17 protein-coding genes and 1 pseudogene are annotated in these 21,017 nt (G+C 60.1%); 6 read left to right on the plus strand and 12 right to left on the minus strand.

Annotation, left to right across the window (positions count from 1 at the left end; genetic code table 11):
• Positions 1-187: 187 nt before the first annotated feature.
• Positions 188-1,555 (minus strand): PleD family two-component system response regulator, encoded by a 1,368-nt coding sequence (locus P6U16_RS02970; protein ID WP_277702547.1) that lies wholly within the window; start codon positions 1,553-1,555, stop codon positions 188-190.
• 17 nt (positions 1,556-1,572) lie between these two features.
• Entirely contained in the window at positions 1,573-1,944 is a 372-nt protein-coding gene (locus tag P6U16_RS02975) for a response regulator (protein WP_003547430.1), read from the minus strand.
• A gap of 168 nt (positions 1,945-2,112) precedes the next feature.
• On the opposite strand from P6U16_RS02975, the gene P6U16_RS02980 reads away from it, so the two are divergent.
• The 4 genes from P6U16_RS02980 (at position 2,113) to P6U16_RS02995 (ending at position 5,829) form a co-directional block, all read left to right on the plus strand.
• On the plus strand, positions 2,113-2,385 hold the full coding sequence (locus P6U16_RS02980; RefSeq protein WP_277702548.1) for a DUF3572 domain-containing protein: 273 nt from the start codon (positions 2,113-2,115) through the stop codon (positions 2,383-2,385).
• A gap of 2 nt (positions 2,386-2,387) precedes the next feature.
• The gene (locus P6U16_RS02985; protein ID WP_277702549.1) at positions 2,388-3,029 is read left to right on the plus strand and encodes a hypothetical protein; all 642 of its coding nucleotides are present in this window, start codon (positions 2,388-2,390) and stop codon (positions 3,027-3,029) included.
• Positions 3,030-3,157: 128 nt separating this feature from the next.
• On the plus strand, positions 3,158-4,450 hold the full coding sequence (locus P6U16_RS02990; protein WP_277702550.1) for a DNA polymerase IV: 1,293 nt from the start codon (positions 3,158-3,160) through the stop codon (positions 4,448-4,450).
• Positions 4,451-4,590: 140 nt separating this feature from the next.
• Positions 4,591-5,829 (plus strand): L,D-transpeptidase family protein, encoded by a 1,239-nt coding sequence (locus tag P6U16_RS02995; RefSeq protein WP_277702551.1) that lies wholly within the window; start codon positions 4,591-4,593, stop codon positions 5,827-5,829.
• A 24-nt stretch (positions 5,830-5,853) separates the two neighbouring features.
• Here P6U16_RS02995 and P6U16_RS03000 read toward each other — a convergent pair whose 3' ends face one another.
• Positions 5,854-6,969, minus strand: a complete 1,116-nt coding sequence (locus P6U16_RS03000; protein ID WP_277702552.1) for an aldo/keto reductase — start codon at positions 6,967-6,969, stop codon at positions 5,854-5,856.
• Between P6U16_RS03000 and P6U16_RS03005 the strand changes: the two genes are divergently transcribed.
• On the plus strand, positions 6,968-7,663 hold the full coding sequence (locus P6U16_RS03005; protein WP_277702553.1) for a TetR/AcrR family transcriptional regulator: 696 nt from the start codon (positions 6,968-6,970) through the stop codon (positions 7,661-7,663). The two genes, P6U16_RS03000 and P6U16_RS03005, sit on opposite strands and share 2 nt — an antisense overlap.
• Positions 7,664-7,670: 7 nt before the next feature.
• Here the strand turns inward: P6U16_RS03005 and dnaE are convergent, their stop codons facing one another.
• Positions 7,671-11,177: a DNA polymerase III subunit alpha gene (gene dnaE / locus P6U16_RS03010; RefSeq protein WP_277702554.1), complete on the minus strand. Its 3,507-nt coding sequence runs from the start codon at positions 11,175-11,177 to the stop codon at positions 7,671-7,673.
• A gap of 436 nt (positions 11,178-11,613) precedes the next feature.
• On the opposite strand from dnaE, the gene P6U16_RS03015 reads away from it, so the two are divergent.
• A complete protein-coding gene (locus P6U16_RS03015) occupies positions 11,614-12,192 on the plus strand; it encodes a hypothetical protein (protein WP_277702555.1) in 579 nt (192 codons plus the stop codon).
• A 15-nt stretch (positions 12,193-12,207) separates the two neighbouring features.
• On the opposite strand, the pseudogene P6U16_RS03020 reads toward P6U16_RS03015, so the two are convergent.
• The 8 genes and pseudogenes from P6U16_RS03020 to nuoN all read right to left on the minus strand — a co-directional run bounded on the left by P6U16_RS03020 (position 12,208) and on the right by nuoN (position 21,000).
• Positions 12,208-12,893: pseudogene (locus P6U16_RS03020) on the minus strand (ABC transporter ATP-binding protein).
• 17 nt (positions 12,894-12,910) lie between these two features.
• Entirely contained in the window at positions 12,911-14,218 is a 1,308-nt protein-coding gene (locus P6U16_RS03025; RefSeq protein ID WP_277702556.1) for a lipoprotein-releasing ABC transporter permease subunit, read from the minus strand.
• Positions 14,219-14,228: 10 nt separating this feature from the next.
• On the minus strand, positions 14,229-15,557 hold the full coding sequence (gene proS / locus P6U16_RS03030) for a proline--tRNA ligase (protein WP_277702557.1): 1,329 nt from the start codon (positions 15,555-15,557) through the stop codon (positions 14,229-14,231).
• A gap of 714 nt (positions 15,558-16,271) precedes the next feature.
• A complete protein-coding gene (locus P6U16_RS03035) occupies positions 16,272-16,541 on the minus strand; it encodes a DUF1467 family protein (protein ID WP_277702558.1) in 270 nt (89 codons plus the stop codon).
• A gap of 99 nt (positions 16,542-16,640) precedes the next feature.
• On the minus strand, positions 16,641-17,045 hold the full coding sequence (gene mce, locus P6U16_RS03040; protein WP_277702559.1) for a methylmalonyl-CoA epimerase: 405 nt from the start codon (positions 17,043-17,045) through the stop codon (positions 16,641-16,643).
• A 61-nt stretch (positions 17,046-17,106) separates the two neighbouring features.
• A complete protein-coding gene (locus P6U16_RS03045; protein ID WP_277702560.1) occupies positions 17,107-18,774 on the minus strand; it encodes a ribonuclease J in 1,668 nt (555 codons plus the stop codon).
• A gap of 19 nt (positions 18,775-18,793) precedes the next feature.
• The gene (locus P6U16_RS03050; protein ID WP_277702561.1) at positions 18,794-19,561 is read right to left on the minus strand and encodes a biotin--[acetyl-CoA-carboxylase] ligase; all 768 of its coding nucleotides are present in this window, start codon (positions 19,559-19,561) and stop codon (positions 18,794-18,796) included.
• Positions 19,558-21,000 carry an NADH-quinone oxidoreductase subunit NuoN gene (gene nuoN, locus P6U16_RS03055; protein ID WP_277702562.1) on the minus strand — a complete coding sequence of 481 codons (1,443 nt, stop codon included), beginning with the start codon at positions 20,998-21,000 and terminating at the stop codon, positions 19,558-19,560. The genes P6U16_RS03050 and nuoN overlap by 4 nt, the downstream gene beginning before the upstream one ends.
• Positions 21,001-21,017 lie beyond the last annotated feature (17 nt).

Below are 21,017 nucleotides of genomic sequence, written 5' to 3' on the forward strand. Positions count from 1 at the left end.
CGAAATTTATAATATTCCCAGCAAAATGCGCATAGCCGCTTTAAGCCCAGACGCGGCCACCTCACCGCAGTTCGGCATCAAATGATGCGGAGCCTGTTTATCGAACGCGAGGAATTCTGTGGAAAACGCTGGATGATGCCCAGCCGATTCGGTTCTGGAGCTTCATTCGCTTGATACGGCTCTCAATTCACGCTGCCGCGGCGACAACCCTGTTGCGCCCGTTGTTTTTCGCCTGGTAGAGGGCGGTGTCGGCACGCTTCAACAAAGCCTCCGGGGTATCACCTCCGGGGTTCAGAGTTGAAATTCCGAGGGAGGCCGTAATGGACAGCGTCTTGTCCGAGTTGGGCAGGCGGAATGGCTGCCCCTCGACGATGCTGCGCAGGCGCTCGGCAATAGCGGCAGCAACCTCCGGCGGCGTATCCGGCATTACCACCACGAATTCCTCGCCGCCATAGCGGCAGGCGAGATCGGCACCGCGAACGGTCGAGCGGATGCGATGGGCAAACTCGCGCAACACCTCGTCGCCGGCATCATGGCCGTACTGGTCGTTGACGCTCTTGAACCGGTCAATATCGGTAATACAGACGGACAGGGAGCGTCCACGCGCGGTCGCGCGGTCGATCAACAGCTTCATGTGGTTATCGAGGTAACGACGATTGTGGAGCCCCGTCAGCCCGTCCGTGACGGCCATCTCGATGGTCTGCTTGACGCTCATGCGCAGACGGTCGTTGCAATGCTTGCGGCGAACCTGCGTCAGGCTGCGTGCAACAAGCTCATTCGGATCGACCGGCCGCATGATATAATCCGTCACGCCCAGATCGAGCGCCCGCACCACCATCTCGTCCTGCCCCTGCTCGGTGATCAGGAGAATCGGAATGTAACGGGTTCGCTCCAGCGAGCGCAGTTGCGAACAAAGCCGCAAGGGATCGTAATCCTCGAAATTCGCATTGACGATGACGAGATCGAAATTGTTTTCAGCTGCTTCGAAAAGCGCCGCCTGCGGATCGGGCATGGAGGTGATCTCGGCGATTGGCTTCAAGGCGCGCGACAAACGCTCCTGCGAACTGCCGCGCGCATCGACGAGCAAGATGTTGCCCGGCTCGTCCGGCCGATCGGCACGGTTCAGGTCCTGCAATCCGACGGTATGGGCCGTTTCCGCACGCAGGCGCAGTTCGTCGCTGACGTTCTTCAGCCGCACGAGACTCTTGACCCGCGACATCAGTTGCAGGTCGTTGACCGGCTTGGTGAGGAAATCGTCGGCACCGGCCTTCAACCCGCGAACGCGATCGGACGGCTGGTCGAGCGCCGTCACCATGACCACGGGGATATGCGCAGTCTTTGGGTTTGCCTTCAGCCGCTCGCAGACCTGAAAGCCGTCGATGCCGGGCATCATGATGTCGAGAAGGATGAGATCGACGGATGTTTTGTCGCAGATGGCCAGGGCTGCATAGCCGTCTTCGGCAGTGAGCACGTCGTAATACTCGGCAACCAGCCGGGCTTCGAGCAGCTTCACATTCGCCGGAATATCATCAACAACAAGAATACGCGCGGTCATACAGATCTTCCCGGCAATCAGGCGTCGCCCAGATAGGTTTTGATCGTCTCGATAAATTTAGGCACGGAAATCGGCTTGGAAACGTAGGCTTCGCAACCGCCCTGGCGGATTCGCTCCTCGTCGCCCTTCATGGCAAAGGCCGTGACGGCGATAACAGGGATCACGTGGAGTTCGTCGTCTTCCTTCAGCCACTTGGTCACTTCCAGCCCGGAAACCTCCGGCAGCTGGATGTCCATGAGGATCAGGTCCGGACGGTGTTTGCGCGCAAGATCAAGGGCTTCCATGCCGTTGCGGGTCTGGATCGTCGTATATCCCGACGCCTCGATCAGATCCCGGAAGAGCTTCATGTTGAGCTCGTTGTCCTCGACAATCATCACCTGCTTGGGCATTTTGCTACCTTGTTTCGCGGTTCCGGCTTGCAACCACATTGCATGTCTATAAGTTGCGCCACGGACGGGCGCACCTCTTCCCGGAAACCAGACGTTAGAGTTATTTGGTTGAAAAATAGGTAATATTCCGCGGAAAATTCATGGGCGGAACAAGAAGGATAAGGGTTCTTGAAATCGGCTGACGAAACCGCGATCTCCATTTTGGGCTGGCTTGCCAACGAACCAGACCTGCTGTCCCGGTTTCTGGCGCTGACCGGCACCGATCTCTCTTCGCTGCGCAGTACCGCACGCGATCCCGGGTTTCTTGCCGGCGTCGTCGATTTCCTGATGGGCCACGAGCCGACCTTGCTTGCCTTCTGCGAGGCGACGGGCACGCCGCCGGAAGATGTCGTGTATGCCCATGCCGTTTTGTCCGGCCCAGACAATCCGGGCGATTTCTGACGATGAGGGAAATCCTGTCCCTTGAGCACGTACAGCTGACGGACCGGCCGCTGATCGTCTGTGATATCGACGAGGTCGTGCTGGAGTTCCTGACACCGTTTCGCAACTTTCTGCGGTCTTCCGGCCATGATCTGCTGGCGCGATCGTTTCGCCTGCACGGCAACATCGTGCTGAGCGCCGACGGTTTGCCGGTGGCAGAAAGTCTGGTCGATGACCTTCTCGAAGAGTTTTTCACGCTGCAGGACCAGTGGCAGACTCCGGCCACGCTCGCGGTCGAGACGCTGGAAAGCCTTGCCGTGGAGGCCGATCTGGTTTTCCTGACCGCAATGCCGCCGCGCCACGCCGTCGTGCGCCGCAGCCTGCTCGATCATCATCGCCTGCATTATCCGCTGCTGGCGACGGAGGAGCCGAAGGGACCTGTGGTCAAGCAGCTGCATGATGCCCGCGACGTTCCCGTCGTCTTCATCGACGACATCCTGCGCAACCTTCACTCCGTGCGCAGCCATGAGCCGGATTGCTTGCTGGTCAACATCATGGCCAATGCCGAGTTCCGGGCGTTCGCGCCGGAGCCGGGCGAAGGTATCGCCAAGGCCGAAAACTGGCCCGATGCTGCGCGCATCATCCGGCAGCATTTTGCGCGCTGAAGCATCAGCAACCGACGGCCGGCATAGCGAAGAAAACATGATCGTCGCCCTCCCGTTGCGGCGCTTCCTGTCTTGAGACTCGTCAGCTTACGGGCTAACGTGCAGATGTTCAACTTTTGTTCCGAGCGATGTCAAACGATCCCGTCGAGCATCCTGGGTTTTGCCGTGATTGCCTGACCGCTCAGCGGGCCGGCTTGCGTCGCTGCACGGCCTGCGGCAGCCCGCGGCTCGTCTATCATCCGGAACTCTACCAGCTGACGCTCGCCCATATCGACTGCGATGCCTTCTATGCCTCGGTGGAGAAACGCGACAATCCGGAGCTTGCCGACAAGCCTGTCATCATCGGTGGTGGCAAGCGCGGGGTCGTCTCCACGGCCTGCTACATCGCCCGCATTCACGGCGCTCGCTCTGCAATGCCGATGTTCAAGGCGCTGGAGGCCTGTCCCCAGGCAATCGTCATCAAACCGAACATGGAAAAATACGTGCGCGTGGGACGCGAAGTCCGCGCATTGATGCAGGAACTGACGCCGCTGGTTCAACCCCTTTCGATCGACGAGGCCTTTCTCGAACTGAAGGGAACCGAGCGCCTGCACCACGACCCGCCGGCCCGAACACTGGCGAAATTCGCGCGCCGCGTGGAGCAGGAAATCGGCATCACCGTCTCCGTCGGGCTTTCCTATTGCAAGTTTCTGGCGAAAATCGCCTCCGACCTGCAAAAGCCCCGCGGCTTCTCGGTGATCGGTGCCGAGGAGGCAACGCGTTTTCTCAAGGATCGCCCTGTGACGATGATCTGGGGTGTCGGCAAGGCCTTTGCAGCGACCCTGGAGCGCGACGGCATCCGCAGCATTGGCCAGTTGCAGACCATGGAGGAAACCGACCTGATGCGGCGCTATGGCACCATGGGCCAGCGTTTGTTTCGCCTTTCCCGAGGCATGGACGATCGCGAGGTGGAAATCGGCGGTGAAGCCAAGAGCGTTTCGTCCGAAACCACGTTCAACGACGATCTGTGTGACTATGAGGACCTCGTTACGCATCTGCGGCGCCTCAGCGAACAGGTGGCGCTGCGGCTGCGCAAGGCCGATATCGCCGGTCACACCGTCGTCCTGAAGCTAAAGACGGCGGACTTCAAGAGCCGAACCCGGAACCGGCGGCTGGAAAGCCCGACGCGCCTCGCTGACCGGATTTTCCGCACCGGCATGCAGCTTCTGGAGAAGGAAACGGACGGGACACGCTTCCGGCTGATCGGCATTGGGGTCAGCGATCTGACGCCGCCCGACCTCGCCGACCCGCCGGATCTTGTCGATGCGCAGGCCGGGCGTCGCGCGGCCGCGGAGGCTGCCATCAACATGCTGCGCGACAAGTTCGGCAAGACAAGCGTCGAGACGGGTTATACGTTCGGCAAAGACCGTCGCGGCAAATAGGAAACCGGTCGAATAAACACTTGCGAAACCACGTCCCTGAGAAGGAGCACCGGTCGCGTGTTCCACCGGGAACAGTCAAAGGTTCCTTAAATCTATCAGGATAGGCTTGTCTTCAATTTCTTAGCGTCCGGATGTTGCCCATGTTTTCGCGTATCGCATTTGGAATAAGCCTTTGCACCCTCGCCCTCGCGTCCAGCACGGCACTGGCGGCTAAGCCACAGGTGCCGTTGCAGGTGATCGTGTCGAAGGATCAGCAGTCGCTTGTCGTCTATGACGGCGATACGGTGATCGCCACATCGAACGTATCGACGGGCAAGGCCGGCCACTCGACGCCAACAGGCATATTCTCGATTCTCGAAAAGCGCCGCCATCACAAGTCGAATATCTATTCCAACGCGCCGATGCCCTACATGCAGCGGCTGACATGGTCCGGCATCGCGCTGCATTCCGCAAAACATGTGCCGGATTATCCTGCCTCGCACGGCTGCGTGCGCCTGCCCAATGATTTTGCGGCCGAACTCTTCAAGATGACGGCGCGCGGCCTGCACGTGCTGATCTCGGACAAACAAGTCAGCCCGGTCAAGATCGGCAATCCGAAGCTGTTCCAGCCCGTCAGCGACGCTGCCGATCCGCTGCTCCTGTCCGATGCGCAACTGCGTCCGTCCATGGCGCAGCCGGGCGTCGGCACGGGTTCGGTCGAGGTCGCAATGAGTGATCCGGCGCCTGTCGCCGCGACAGAGGCTGAGCCCAAACCACCGATCCGCATTCTCATCACCCGCCGCGGCGAGCGTGAAACCTTGCTCGATATCCAGACGCTGCTCAACCAGCTCGGTCATGATGCCGGCATGCCGGACGGATATGCCGGACGCCAGACCTCTGATGCAATCAAGTCGTTCCAGACATCCGAAGGCCTGACGGCGGACGGCATCGTCACACCCGCGCTGGTCGAAGCACTCTATCGCAAGGCCGGAAAAGGCACCCCGCCCAATGGTCAGCTGATGGTACGCCAATCGTTCAAGCCGCTTTTTGAAGCCCCGGTGGTCATCGCCAAGCCGGAGATAGCGCTCGGAACGCATTTCCTGCAGTTCCAGGATATCGATGCCAATACCAACAAGGGTGATTGGTTCGGCGTCACGCTCGAAAACACGCTGTCCAACGTTACGAAGAAGCGCCTCGGCATCACTGCGGAGCAAGATGCGCTTGCCTTCAACGCCCTGCAGCGAACACTGGATCGCATCACGGTGCCGCTGGAGGTGCGCGAGCGGATCGGCACGCTTCTGGCCGAAGGCTCGTCCCTGACGATTTCCGACACCGGCTTTGGCCAGGAAACCGGCCAGGGCACGGACTTCATCACGGTCACCCACGCACCGAAATCCTGACGGGACCTCGGTGCCTCGGTAATTTTAGCGCTCAAACGACCCGCGGACGGAACTGCCGCCGAAGACGACGTGTTTGCGCATAGGCGGGGTCAGAAGGTTGTAGATCAGCCGCAGCTCCAAAGCGCTGACGGCATCGAGCGCCGCACGGTGCTCCCCGGATAAAACGACACCGAGAGCCGCTGCATTGTCGGTGACCTGCTCAGGCCGGCTGACGCCCATCAGCGTTGCGGTGACGCCGGGACGGCCCGTAACCCATGACAAAGCAACCCGGGCCGGCGTTTCATCCATTTCGGCTGACACCCGGCGCACCTCATCAACAATGGCCCAGTTGCGCTCGGTGAAAAGGCTGTCGCCAAACGGATTGGCGCCGTCGAGACGTTTGTCGTCCTCCGGCCGGACCTCTTGTGTCCCCGCTGCATCGCTCGGCAAGCCACCTGCCCTCGGCGCACCGGCCTCGATCGTTGCGCGATCATACTTGCCTGTCAGAAGACCATAGGCAAGCGGGCTCCATGGCACGATGCCCATGCCAAATTCGGCGGCCAGCGGCACATGCTCGTCTTCGATGTCGCGATTGACCAGCGAATAGAAATATTGAAGTGCGATCGGGCCTGGCAGACCGCGGGTCGAGGCAAGCGTTGCCAGCTTGGCCACATACCAGGCGGGCGCATTGGACATGCCCCAATAGCGAATCTTTCCCGTCCGGACGAAGGTAGCCATCGTTTCGAGAAGTTCTTCGGCGGGCGTTACGCCATCCCAGACATGGATCCAGAATAGGTCGATGTAATCCGTCTTCAGGCGGCGAAGCGATCCTTCCATCGCAGCGTTCAGATGCTTTGCGCCATTACCCCCGGCATGCGGGCCGTTGCCAGCGGAAAAGCCTGCCTTGGTTGCCAGCACGATCTGGTCGCGCAGGCTCCGCTCGGCAATAAACGTACCCAGCATCTCCTCGCTGCGTCCGCTAGAATAAACATCGGCGGTATCGACGAAATTGCCGCCTGCCTCGACATAGGCATTGAAGATCGCGCGCGACGCTTCTTCACCCGAGCCCCAGCGGGCGATGCCGAAGGTCATCGTGCCCAAGGCAAGCGGGCTGACGACGAGGCCGGATCGACCCAGCGTGCGGTAATCGGTGAGAGCCATGGTACGTTTCCTAGTGATTGATACGAAACTGCTAGACGACTTGCGGGAGGTGGTCAATCATTTTATATTGGTCACTATGAAACAGCCTGAAACGCAGCAATCGCGAAAAATCGGTCGCCCACTCTCCTTCGATCGCGATGCAGCACTTCGGCGCGCGATGCTGTTGTTCTGGAAACACGGCTATGAGGCGACCTCGCTCAGCGCGCTGACCAAGGCGATGGGCGTAACACCGCCGAGCATCTACACCGCATTTGGCGACAAGAAGCAGCTGTTTCTGGAAGCGGTCACGCTTTATATCGAGGGTGGCCCCCTCACGCCTCAGCAGATCATTGAAGACGCCCCTACGGCCCGCGCGGCGGCGGAGCGTCTGCTCGAATCGGCTGTTCTGGGCGATACCGGCGAAGACACGCCGCCCGGCTGCCTGCTCGCAAGCGCCGCCGTCAGCTGCTCGGACGATGCCGCCGACGTCAAGGCTGCGTTGGCCGCCATGCGCGGACGGATAGAAGCATGCCTGAAAAATAGGTTCCTCTTCGCGATCGAAACAGGCGAACTGCCCGCCAATACCGACGCCGATGCTTTGGCCGGGCATATCATGGCTGTGATCCAGGGACTGTCGACGCTTGCCCGCGACGGTGCGACCCGCGAAAAGCTCACCCGCGTGGCCGCCAGCGCCATGCGTGCATGGCCAGCCTGACGATGCTCTAAACGAGCTCGACGTCGATCACGCCCGGTGCCGTTCGAAGGGCAGCGGCGATCTCTTGGGTGATCCGGTACTTCTCGTTCAATTCGACCTCGATTTCGCGCTGGCCGTTTTCCTTGATGACGACAAAGGAAACGAGGCCATCGCCACGCGTATTGAGATGGGCGGCAATCGAACGTAGCGGGCCGGAATCGCGGACATAGACGCGCAACGCTTTCTGCAACTGCAGCGACCGCTCCTCGAGCGACTGCAGCGTCTGGATGCGCATGCCGATGCCTTCCGGCCGCTCTTCCGCCTGCACCGTGATAACAAGCGATTTACCAGCCTCCAGCAGGTCCCGATACTGGTTGAGCGCTTCGGAAAACAGCACGGCTTCGAACTGGCCGGTCGAATCGGAAAAGGCGACGATGCCCATCTTGTTGCCGGTGCGGGTCTTGCGCTCCTGTTTGGACGTCACCGTTCCGGCCAGCCGCCCGGCGGTCGCGCCTTTTTTCACAGAGGCCGAGAAATCGGCGAAGGTTTGCACCCGGATCTTGGCCAGCAGTTCGTTATACGTATCGAGCGGATGGGCCGAGAGATAGAAACCCAGCACCTGGAATTCGCGATGCAGCTTTTCCGAGGCAAGCCAGGGCGCATAGGCCGGCAGGCTGATCTTTTCAGGGCCGGTAGCGGCCCCTGCCCCGAACATGTCGCTCTGGCCGCTCACCTTGTTGGCTTGTGCGATCTGCGCGAAACCGAGAATTCGATCCAGCCCGCCGACAAGCTCCGCCCGGTCATAACCGAAGCAATCGAAGGCGCCGGCGCAGATCAGGCTTTCGAAGACCCGCCGGTTCAAAAGCTTCGGATCGATGCGCAGGCAGAAATCCTCAAGGCTTGCAAAGGGCTCATCACCACGCACCTGAACGATGTGATCGACCGCCGCCTCGCCGACGCCCTTGATGGCGGACAGCGAATAATAGATCCGGTTGTCGCCCGTCTCGAACTGGCGGAACGAGGTCTGCACCGACGGCGGGATCACTTCAATCCCGAGCCGCATCGCGTCCTGCCGGAAGTCATTGATCTTGTCGGTATTCGACATATCCAGCGTCATCGACGCTGCCAGGAACTCGACCGGATAATGCGCCTTCAGATAGGCGGTCTGATAGGAGACGATGGCATAGGCGGCTGCGTGGGATTTGTTGAAGCCGTAATTTGCGAACTTTGCCAACAGATCGAAGATCAGGTCGGATTGCGGCTTGGAGACGCCGTTTTCGACCGAGCCGGTGACGAAACGGGCACGCTGCATGTCCATTTCCGCCTTGATCTTCTTGCCCATGGCGCGGCGCAGAAGATCGGCTTCCCCGAGCGAATAGCCCGACAGGACCTGGGCGATCTGCATCACCTGCTCCTGATAGACGATAACGCCCTGCGTTTCCTTCAGGAGATAATCGATCTTCGGATGGATCGATTCGATCTCTTCCTCGCCGTGCTTTCTGGCATTGTAGACCGGGATGTTTTCCATCGGTCCGGGGCGATAAAGCGCCACCAGCGCGATGATGTCCTCAATGCAGTCGGGCCGCATGCCGATCAGCGCCTTGCGCATGCCGGCACTTTCCACCTGGAACACGCCGACGGTGTCGCCCTTCGACAGCATCTCGTAAGTCTTCTGATCATCCAGCGGCAGCGCTTCGAGCGCGACGGCAATGTTGCGCTTCTTCAGGAAGTCGACGGCGACCTTCAATACGGTCAGCGTCTTCAGGCCAAGGAAGTCGAACTTGACGAGCCCGGCCTGCTCGACCCACTTCATGTTGAACTGGGTAACGGGCATATCGGAGCGCGGGTCGCGGTACATCGGCACCAGTTGCGACAGCGGCCGATCGCCAATGACGATGCCGGCGGCATGGGTCGAGGCGTGGCGGTAGAGACCCTCGATCTTCTGGGCGATATCCAGAAGACGGCCAATGACCGGTTCCTTGTCGACTTCCTCCTGGAAGCGCGGTTCCTCCTCAATCGCCTTAGACAGCGGCGTCGGGTTGGCCGGGTTGTTCGGGACGAGCTTGCAGATCTTGTCGACCTGGCCATAGGGCATTTCAAGCACGCGCCCGACGTCGCGAAGTGCCGCGCGTGCCTGCAGCGATCCGAAGGTGATGATCTGCGCCACCTGCTCGCGGCCGTATTTGCGCTGCACGTAGCGGATGACCTCTTCGCGCCGGTCCTGGCAGAAATCGATGTCGAAGTCGGGCATCGAGACGCGATCCGGATTGAGGAAGCGCTCGAACAGAAGCGAGAAGCGCAACGGATCGACGTCGGTGATGGTCAGCGCATAGGCGACCAGCGAGCCCGCACCGGAACCGCGGCCCGGACCAACAGGAATATCCTGATTTTTCGCCCATTTGATGAAGTCGGCAACGATCAGGAAGTAGCCGGGAAACTTCATCTTCTCAATGACGCTCAGCTCGAAATCCAGCCGTTCGCGATAGTCTGTCTCGGTATAGCCTGATGACATGCCGAGCTTTGCAATGCGCTCGTCCAGGCCTTCCACGGCCTGACGGCGCAGTTCCGCCGTCTCAGCGCGCTCGGCCTCGGCGGGGTCGTCGGATGCGCCAGTGAAGCGCGGCAGGATCGGCGCTCGCGTCTTCAAGACAAAGGTGCAGCGGCGGGCGACCTCGATCGTGTTGTCGAGCGCTTCGGGCAGATCGGCAAAAAGCGCCGCCATCTCCTTGCGGCTCTTCAGGTAATGGTCAGGCGTCAGGCGGAAACGGCTGTCATCCGACACCATCGCATTGTGCGCCACCGCCATCAGTGCATCATGCGCCTCGAACTCGGCCGGAGACGGGAAGAAAGGTTCGTTGGTCGCGACCAGCGGCAGGTCGAGCTTGTAAGCAAGATCGATGACGCGGCCTTCGTGGCGACGATCGTATTTGCCATGGCGTTGCAACTCGACATAGAGCCGATCGCCGAACAGATCCGCCAGCGCCCTCGCCCGGGTTTCCGCCAGCGCCATATGGCCAGATTTCAGCGCCATGTCGATCGGACCGCCCGAAGCGCCGGTCAGCGCAATCAGACCCGCGGTTCCGACCTCGCGCAGCCAGGTCATCGATATGCGAACCGACTGGTTGCCCTCACCATCGAGATAGGCCCGGCTGACGAGGTTGACGAGATGGGTGTATCCCTCTTCGCTGGCCGCAATCAGCACGATCGCCGGCAATTTGGCCAGATGCTGGGCATGGCCGCGCTTCTCGCCCTCGCCCTCGTCTTCCATGTCGATCGACAGCTGGCAGCCGATCAAGGGCTGGATGCCGTCATCCATGCACTTGAGCGAAAACTCAAGCGCAGCAAACAAATTGTTGGTATCGGCAATGCCAATCGCCGGCTGCTCGTCCGAGACGGCCTTGCCGATGATCTTCTTGATCGGAAGCGCACCCTCCAGCAGCGAGAAGGCGGAATGCACGCGCAGATGCACGAATTGCGGTGTCGTACTGCCACCACTTACCGATGCAGTCTGCTTGCCGTCCGTGTGATCCGCCATTCCCGCTTTCCCGATTCCGTGAAGAACCAAGGATAGACTGTTTCTGCCTGGCAGAGTCCAGTTTCAGGCCTCCCATACTCGATTATTTCGCGCTGGCTGACCGTTATTCACAGCCGCACGCAGTGTCGATAGGCACGGCCCTCAACCTCGCAGAAAAATCGGCAATTTCACATACCGAGAACGATGATCGAAAGGCTGGCGATAAACATGCCGATTGAGGCAAGGGCGGCGAGGTCGCGAATGAAGTCGGTCATGCAAGGCTCCCTTTTCTATTATGTTTCTATTTTGTTCTATTTTTGTTCACGCGTCAAGAAACAAATTCGAATATGTGCATGCCCGGTCGCCACATGGTTAATCCTGAAAATCCGCGGCTGGACGCAAGGACGACGGCTGTTTATCGTGGCATGCGAAGGCATTTGCAGGGAGCAAGACACATATGAAACGACAGGTCGCAGCCGTTCTGATCGCCGGGTTCCTATCGACAGCGGCAAACGCCGCCGAAATGATTGATCCGGAGCGGATCGCATCCGTCACAACAGGGGATTGGGACGGCGACGGCGATGTCGATCTGGCGATGCTGGTCCGTCCAACCCAGGCAGAGGGCACTGCCAAGAACGCCATCTATATCCTGCTCGGCGATCCGCTGGCGGGAAGCATGGAGGTGAAAACGCTGGCCAAGGACAAGGTCGAGGGAGACTTTATCTATGTGGGCAATGAGGCAACGATCTCGGCGCGACCCAACGGTTCGATCCTGGTGAGTACGAAAAACGGCGCCGAGGGCCAGCGGCATTACGAGCAGAAGCTCACGCTTGCCTACCGCAATTTCCAATTCGTCGTCGCCGGCTACACCTTCACCCGCAGCGACGACAATGGCGTGGAGACTTTCATGTCCTGCGATCTGAACGTGCTGACCGGCAAGGGCGAACGCGACGGCGCCGCCTTTTCCGTGGTGCCGCAGTTTACGACGATCGAGGACTGGAACGACGACATGGGCACGGCCGCCTGCAACTCTTGACCGCGAGCGGTCTCTCTATTCGAGTTCGACGACCTTGCCGTCTTCGATCGTGACGCGACGGTCCATCAGGCCGGCGAGCTGATGATTGTGGGTCGCGATCATCGCAGCGAGACCCGACTGGCGGACCAGCGCCTTCAGCGCCTCGAACACATAGCCCGCGGTTTCCGGATCGAGATTGCCGGTCGGCTCGTCGGCCAGAAGCACCAGCGGCGCATTGGCGACGGCACGGGCAATCGCCACGCGCTGCTGCTCGCCGCCCGAGAGCTCCGACGGGCGGTGATCGCCGCGATGGCCGATGCGCATATAGTCGAGCAAGGCGGCCGCGCGTTCCTTGGCCTCGGCCTTGCCAAGACCGGCGATCAGCTGCGGCATCATGATGTTTTCGAGTGCGGTGAATTCCGGCAGCAGATGGTGGAACTGGTAGACGAAGCCGATATCGCTGCGGCGCACGGCGGTGCGGCCCTCATCGTTCAGCGCGCCACAGGCGCGGCCGTTGATCGTCACCTCCCCGCATCCGGACGCTCCAGCAGCCCGGCAAGATGCAGAAGCGTCGATTTGCCGGTTCCCGAGGGAGCGACCAGCGCCACGGTTTCGCCGGCGCGCAGGATAAAGTCCGCGCCCTTGAGGATCGACAGCGAGGTCTCGCCCTGGCTGTAGTGGCGTTCGACGCCGGAGAGCTGCAATGCCACGCGCGCGTTCATTGTTCTTGTTATCCTTGTTATTCGTACCGCAGGGCCTGGACCGGATCGAGGCGCGAGGCGCGCCAAGCCGGGAAGATCGTGGCGAGGAACGACAATCCGATCGCCATGGCGACGACAGAAACCGTTTCGCCGAGGTTCATGTCAGCCGGCAACTGGCTGAGGAAATAAAGCTCCGGATTGAAGATCGTCGTACCTGATATCCACGAGAAGAAGCCGCGGATCGATTCGATATTCAGGCAGACGATGACACCCAGCGCCACGCCGGCAAAGGTGCCGACAATGCCGATGGCAGCACCCGTCATGAAGAAAATACGCATGATTGAACCGGCAGACGCGCCCATGGTGCGCAGGATGGCGATGTCGCTTCCCTTGTCCTTGACCAGCATGATAAGCCCGGACACGATATTGAGCGCCGCAACCAGCACGATCAGCGTCAGGATCATGAACATGACGTTGCGCTCGACCTGAAGCGCCGAGAAGAAGGTCTTGTTGCGGTCACGCCAATCGGTGATCAGCACCTGGCGTCCGGCCGCATCCTCGATCGGCTGACGCAGATCATCGACCATGTCAGGATTTTCCACGAAAAGCTCGACAGACTGGGCTATGCCTTCGGCATTGAAATAGAGCTGTGCTTCCTCGAGCGGCATGAAGATGATCGTGGCATCATATTCCGACATGCCGATCTCGAAGATCGCCGAAACCGTATAGGACTTCACCCGCGGGTTGACGCCCAGCGGTGTCACGTCGCCCTCGGGCGCGACCAGTGTGATCGTGCCGCCGGCCGTGATGCCAAGCTGGGACGCCATGCGCGAGCCGATTGCGACGCCGGTCCCGGCGGCGAAACCTACGAGATCGCCGGACTGGATATGATCGGAGACGGCCTTCATCTTAGTGAAATCGTCAGCGCGCACGCCGCGCACAAGCGCGCCGGTTCCAGCGCCACCAGGCCCGGAGGCCAGCGTCTGGCCCTCGATCATCGGGATCGCCATGGTGACGCCCTTGACGCCGGCAAAGCGCGTGGCGAGATCCGCATAATTGTCGAGCGGGCCATCGATCGGCTGGACGATCATATGGCCGTTGATGCCGAGGATGCGGGATATCAGCTCGGTGCGAAAGCCGTTCATCACTGCCATGACGATGATCAGCGTCGCAACGCCGAGCATGATGCCGATGAAGGAGAAGCCGGCGATCACCGAGATGAACGCTTCCTTGCGGCGCGAACGCAGATAGCGCCAGGCCACCATCCGTTCGAATGCGGAGAACGGACGGCTTCCGGACGAACGCTCGTCCGCCGATTCTGCCTGGTCTACGGTCGCGGCACTCATCGTCTCTCCCTTATCTCGATGCAATCAGCTTGTTGATAGCCGCATCGATGGTCATCGTCTCGCGCGCGCCGGTCAGGCGATCCTTGATCTCGACTTCGCCATTGGCGACGGCGCGCGGGCCGGCGACTATCTGCACCGGCACGCCGATCAGGTCCGCCGTTGCAAACTTGGTACCGGCACGATCGTCGGTGTCGTCGTAAAGCATGTCAAAACCCGCCTTCGAAAGGCTGGCATAGATCGTATCGCAGGCCGTGTCGCAGGCGGCATCACCGGATTTCATGTTGATCACGACAGCATCGAACGGTGCAACGGACTTCGGCCAGATGATGCCGTTCTCGTCATGCGACGCCTCGATGATCGCCGGCACGAGGCGTGTCGGCCCGATGCCGTAGGATCCCATGTGGACGGTGTGTTCCTTGCCGTCGGGCCCTTGCACCTTGGCACCCATGGTTTCGGAATATTTCGTGCCAAAATAGAAGATATGGCCGACCTCGATGCCGCGGGCCGAAAGACGCGCATCCTCGGAAATACCGTTGAACGCAGCTTCGTCGTGCATTTCCGACGTCGCGGCATAGTCCGATGTCCAGCCATCAAATATCGCCTGGAGGCCGGCCTTGTCGTCGAAATCGGTATCGATGCCCGGAATGTCGCGATCCAGGAAGCTCTTGTGACAGAAGACTTCCGATTCTCCGGTATCGGCCAGGATGATGAATTCATGGCTGTGATTGCCGCCGATCGGGCCGGTATCGGCGCGCATCGGGATCGCGCGAAGGCCGAGCCGATCGAACGTCCGCAGATAGGCCGCGAACATCTTGTTATAGGAATGGATCGCGTCATCCTTCGTCAGATCGAAGGAATAGGCATCCTTCATCAGGAATTCGCGCGAGCGCATCGTGCCGAAACGCGGACGGCGTTCGTCACGGAATTTGAGCTGGATATGATAGAGATTGAGCGGCAAGTTCTTGTAGGACTTGACGTAGGAGCGGAACACATCGGTGATCATTTCCTCGTTCGTCGGGCCGTACAGCATGTCGCGCTTGTTGCGATCCTTGATGCGCAGCATTTCATCGCCATAGGCCTCGTAGCGACCGCTTTCCTGCCAGAGCTCAGCCGACTGCAGGGTGGGCATCAGAAGCTCGATGGCTCCGGCGCGATTCTGCTCCTCGCGGACAATAGCGTTGACCTTGTCCAGAACCCGCTTGCCGAGCGGCAGCCAGGTATAGATGCCTGCCGACTGCTGGCGGATCATGCCGGCACGCAGCATGAGGCGGTGAGAGACGATCTCCGCTTCCTTTGGGTTTTCCTTCAGAATGGGCATGAAAAAGCGGGACAGGCGCATGGATGGGTTCCAGAATGAATGAACTTCGCCCTATCTTCGGATTCGGGCGAAATAACGTTGAGCGAAACGGCCTTGCGCGAAACGGGATCGGCGACCGAACGCCATTCCGTCTCGCAGGGCGCACATCGTTTCCAGGAGGGTGATTCCGCAAAGAAAAGCAGTGTGGCACTGTGCGTTCATAAACGCTTCGAAGCAGGAAGAAAACCCGTCATCAAGAGGTGACGGGAGACACGCAGAAGCCCTGCAAACCCTGAATAAATCAGGCCTGAACGCCGTGCCGGAAAGGCACGGTAGTAACAGGATTATAGATAGGCTTGTCAACGGAAAAATTTACTTCAAGTGTAACAAAAATGCAAAAAAATCAGATGACAGCGCCCATTCTTTGAGCTAGTTTTGGCTCAGAAAAGAGGCAGGGAGATTAAATTCTTGTCGATTTCGCGGTCAAGTCTTGGGAGGATAAGATCTTAGGCGCGGTTATACGCAGCCACCGGTAACGGATAAGGGTCACGCGATACTTAAATAAACAAGGCTTTTAGCCTTGTTTTTTTGGCTTTTTGGCTGGGCCTATCCATCTGTCTTTCCCTACGAATATCCTATTGTGTCTTTATTTTGTTGCTCCGGCGGACACAGACACGACCAGATCGCCGCACAGCAGCCTTCCTGACTCGAGCGAAGTCACATCAATGGCGACATCCGACCGAGGATTCCTTGCGATCAATAAAACTTGGGCGCGAATTGCGGGATGGAATCGATGCCGTAACCGAGACGCACCGAGACGACATACCAGGCAAGATGAATGACCGCCGCAAGAACGGTGGTCAGCAGGAAAATCCGCCCTGCCCTGAACCGCGCCGGCGCGCTTTCGACGCTGCCGGGGACGACCTCTTTTTCTTCAGCCTGGGTCCGCATGCCGATCGGCAGAACTGCAAAAAGCGTCAGCCACCAGATTATGAAATAGATCGCGAAAGTCGAGAATATAGGCATTGGCGGTCCCGCTCGTGTCGGCCCTGTCAAAATCAGCGCTCGGCGCCCCTTATATAGCGATGATCAGGGCTGCACAAACCGATTGCTCGCGCCGTTCTGTCACACCTGTTCCAGTTCGATCAGCGTGCCGAAAAAGCCTTTGGGATGCAGGAAGAGCACGGGCTTGCCATGCGCACCGATCTTCGGATGTCCATCGCCGAGGATGCGGGCGCCAGAGGCGACTAGGCTATCGCGTGCAGCGAGGATGTCGTCGACTTCGTAGCAGATGTGGTGCATGCCGCCGTCCGGATTTTTCGCCAAGAATGCGGCGATGGGCGATTGCTGACCGAGCGGTTCCAGCAGTTCAACCTTGGTGTTCGGTAGCAGGACGAAAACGACGGTGACACCGTGTTCCGGCAGCGCCTGTGGCTCGGTGACGGTTGCCCCAAGTGTGGCGCGGTAGCTTTCAACCGCCGCTGCCAGATCGGGAACGGCCAGCGCTATGTGATTGACCCGTCCGAGCATCGGCTTCTCCTCTAGAACATCCAACCGCCGCCTTCATAGAAAAGCGGCGGCTAGGCGTCCATCAGACTTTGGTCACGAAAACCGTAACCACAGGCTTCTTGCCCCAGACCTCGTTGGCCGTTCCGCGCACAGCACGACGCACGGCTTCCTGTACCAGGGCCAAATCCTTGCGCTTGGCCCGCGGAATGCTTTCGACGGCGCCCAGAACGGCGTCGTAGAGCGTGTCGTTCATATCCTCGCCTTCGTCGTCGAACTCCGGCAGGCCGATCGGCACGACGATCGGATCCTCGAGGAAATCGAGACGGCTGTCGAGCACGACATTGACCGAGACATGGCCGGCAAAGGAGAGTTTGCGGCGGTCGCCGATGCCCATTTCCTCGAAGTCACCGATCAGGCTGCCGTCCTTGAAGATGCGGCCATGTTCGGCAGTGCCGATCACGGTTGCAGGACCTGGAGCAAGCCGCAGGATGTCGCCATTGCGAACCCGCGGCACGGTCTTGATGCCGGACTGCAGGCCGAGTTCGCCCTGGGCGACCAGATGCGCTGCCTCGCCATGAACAGGTACGAGAATCTGCGGGCGCGTCCATTCATACATCTGCTGCAACTCGTTGCGGCGTGGATGACCCGACACATGCACCAGCGCTTCGTTGTCGGTGATGATGTGGATGCCCTGCTCGACGAGGCCGTTCTTGATGTCGTTGATCGCCTTCTCGTTGCCGGGAATGGCGCGGGACGAAAACACCACCGTGTCGCCGGCCGAAAACGCGACATTGCGCATCTCGTCACGCGCGATCTTGGCGAGCGCCGCGCGCGATTCGCCCTGGCTTCCCGTGAGAATGACGACCACCTTGTCGCGTGGGATGTAGCCGAACTCGTCCTCGGCGATGAAGGGGTCGAGACCTTCCATGAGGCCGACATCACGGGCCACGTTGCAGACACGCTTCATCGAGCTGCCCAGCAGCAGGACTTCGCGGCCAGCGGCCGAGGCGGCCTTGGCGATGGAGCGGATACGGCCGACATTCGACGAGAAGGTGGTGATGGCCACGCGGCCTTCGGCGTTCTGGATAATCTTCGTCAAGCTGGACGAAACCTCATCCTCAGAGGGCGACACGCCGTCACGCATCGCATTGGTGCTGTCGCACATCAGCGCCAGAACGCCCTCGTCGCCGACAGCACGGAAGCGCGCCTCGTCGGTGAATGGACCAAGAGATGGCGCATGGTCGATCTTCCAGTCGCCCGTATGGATCAGGTTACCCAGCGGCGTGCGGATCACCAGAGACATCGGCTCGGGGATCGAATGGTTGACCCCGATGGCCTCGATCTCAAAGGGACCGATATTGATGCGGTCGCCTTCCTTGAAGATCGTGATCGGCACCTCGGCCCGGCTACGCTCGTAGGAACGCTTGGCTTCCAGCATGCCGGCCGTGAACGGCGAGGCGTAGACTGGAACGTTGAGGCCGGGCCAGAGATCGGCCAGTGCGCCATAGTGATCTTCATGAGCATGCGTGATGATGATGCCCTTGAGGTTCTTGCGCTCCTGCGCGAGGAACCGGATATCGGGCAGCACCAGATCGACACCCGGAAGATCGGGGCCGGGGAACGTCACGCCGCAATCGACCATGATCCACTGTCGGTGGCCCGGCGCACCATAGCCATAAAGGCCAAGGTTCATGCCGATTTCGCCAACCCCGCCGAGTGGGAGAAAGACAAGTTCTTCTGGTTTGGTCATTCTTGGGTTATGCCTTGTTTCATCCGAAAAATACGTCGCCGGCAGCGATATGCTGCATCGCGCCCGACCCGAGGTCGAGCATCAGCCGGCCATCCTCGTCAATCCCGGCAAAACGCCCCGACAGGGAGCGATCCGGCAGATTGACCGTTATCTTTTCACCAATTCCGCTCGCCACCGCACGCCACTCGGCGATGATGGCCTTAATACCCCTGCCCCTGTCCCAAAGATCCAGCGCTTCCGCCATGGTCCGGAACAGGTGGGCAAATAATTCGTCCGGCGAAATACTCGCCCCTTCGGCCTGTAGGCTGGTGACCGGATACAGCCCGTGATCCGGCGCAATGGCAACATTGATGCCGCAGCCGATTACCAGCGCATGATGGCCGCCCGGCAGCCCCTCGCCTTCGAGCAGGATACCGCAGGTCTTCTTTCCCGCAATCAGAATATCGTTCGGCCATTTGACGGTGACCGGGTTCGCGCCAAACGGCATGACACCTTGTATCGCGCGCTGCACCGCCACGGCAACCGCCAAAGGCAGAGAATGCAGCCGTTCCATAGGCGCCGGATCGATCAGCAGCAGGGACGCATAGAGATTGCCCGGCTCGGAGAGCCAAGCCCGCCCGCGTCGGCCACGTCCCTCCGTCTGGCGCGGCGCCGTTACCCAGTGCAATCCCGGATCGCCGGCACGGGCGCGCAGCAGGCATTCGGTGTTCGTGGACCCGGCTTCGCTAAGCGCAGTATGCCGAAAGTCCTCCAGCGTTAAACGCCCGGTGCGGGCGTCGCCGCTCAAAAGAACGTCCGGGCGGCGACTTCCGCAGCGGTTCCGATCGGACCGCCGATCAGCACATAGCCGAGAACGAAGAGACCGGAGAGGCCGTAGACAAGCCGCAACTCGCCCGCCGGACGGGCAAACTCGCCCTTGGGCTCATCGAACCACATCAGCTTGATGACCCGCAGGTAATAATAGGCACCGACCACGGAAGCGAGCACACCGATGATCGACAGCGCGTAGAGATCCGCTTCGATGGCGGCGACGAAGACGAAATACTTGGCGAAGAAGCCGGCGAGCGGCGGAATGCCTGCCAGCGAGAACATCAGGATGGTCAGCACGGTCGCCATGAAGGGATTGGTCTGCGACAGGCCGGCAAGATCGTTGACCTGTTCGACATGGGCGCCTTCCTTGCGGCGCATCGCCATGATGCAGGCAAAGGTGCCGAGCGTCATGACCATGTAGATGAGCATGTAGAGAACGACGCCCTGGACGCCGGCGACCGAGCCTGCGGCAAGGCCGACAAGCGCATAGCCCATGTGACCAATCGAGGAATAGGCCATCAGTCGCTTGATGTTGTTTTGTCCGATGGCGGCAAACGAGCCAAGGAGCATCGAGGCGATCGAGATGAACACGATGATCTGCTGCCAGTCATGAACGATCGGTTCGAAGGCGATCGTGACGATCCTCACCAGCATGGCCATCGCAGCAACCTTCGGTGCTGCGGCGAAGAATGCGGTGACGGGCGTCGGCGCGCCTTCGTAGACGTCCGGCGTCCACATGTGGAACGGCACGGCCGAAATCTTGAAGGCAATGCCGGCAAGCACGAAGACAAGGCCGAAAACGAGCCCGAGCGAACGACCTTCAGCCGTCAGCGCCGTGGCAATTTCCTGGAATCCGGTATGACCGGTAAAACCGTAGACCAGCGACATGCCGTAAAGCAGCATGCCCGACGACAACGCACCGAGAACGAAGTATTTCAGACCGGCTTCGGTCGAACGCAGGTTGTCGCGATTGATCGCGGCAACGACATACAGCGCCAAGGACTGCAGTTCGAGCGAGATATAGAGCGACATCAGGTCGTTTGCCGAGATCATCAAGAGCATGCCGAGCGTCGACAGCACGATCAGCACTGGGTATTCGAAACGGTCGATACCGGCCGAACGCGCCTGCCCTGCCGACATGATCAGCGCCACCACCGAACCGATCAGCGCCAACACCTTCATGAACTTCGCGAACGGGTCCGAGATGAAGGCGCCGTTATAGGCCTGGCCATCACCGGTCTTCAGCACCAGCCATGCACCCGCCACGATCAGCACGCCGACGGCAAGACCGGTGACCGTGCCGGTCGATTTCTCGCCGGAAAACACGCCGACCATCAAAAGCACCAGTGCGCCGACCGCAAGGATCAGCTCCGGTGTCGAAAGGGTCAGGCTCGCAAGGATTGTTTCAGCGGTCATGTCCATTGGTCCTGTCG

Source organism: Rhizobium sp. 32-5/1, from assembly GCF_029537235.1.
Classification (GTDB): Bacteria; Pseudomonadota; Alphaproteobacteria; order Rhizobiales; family Rhizobiaceae; genus Pararhizobium.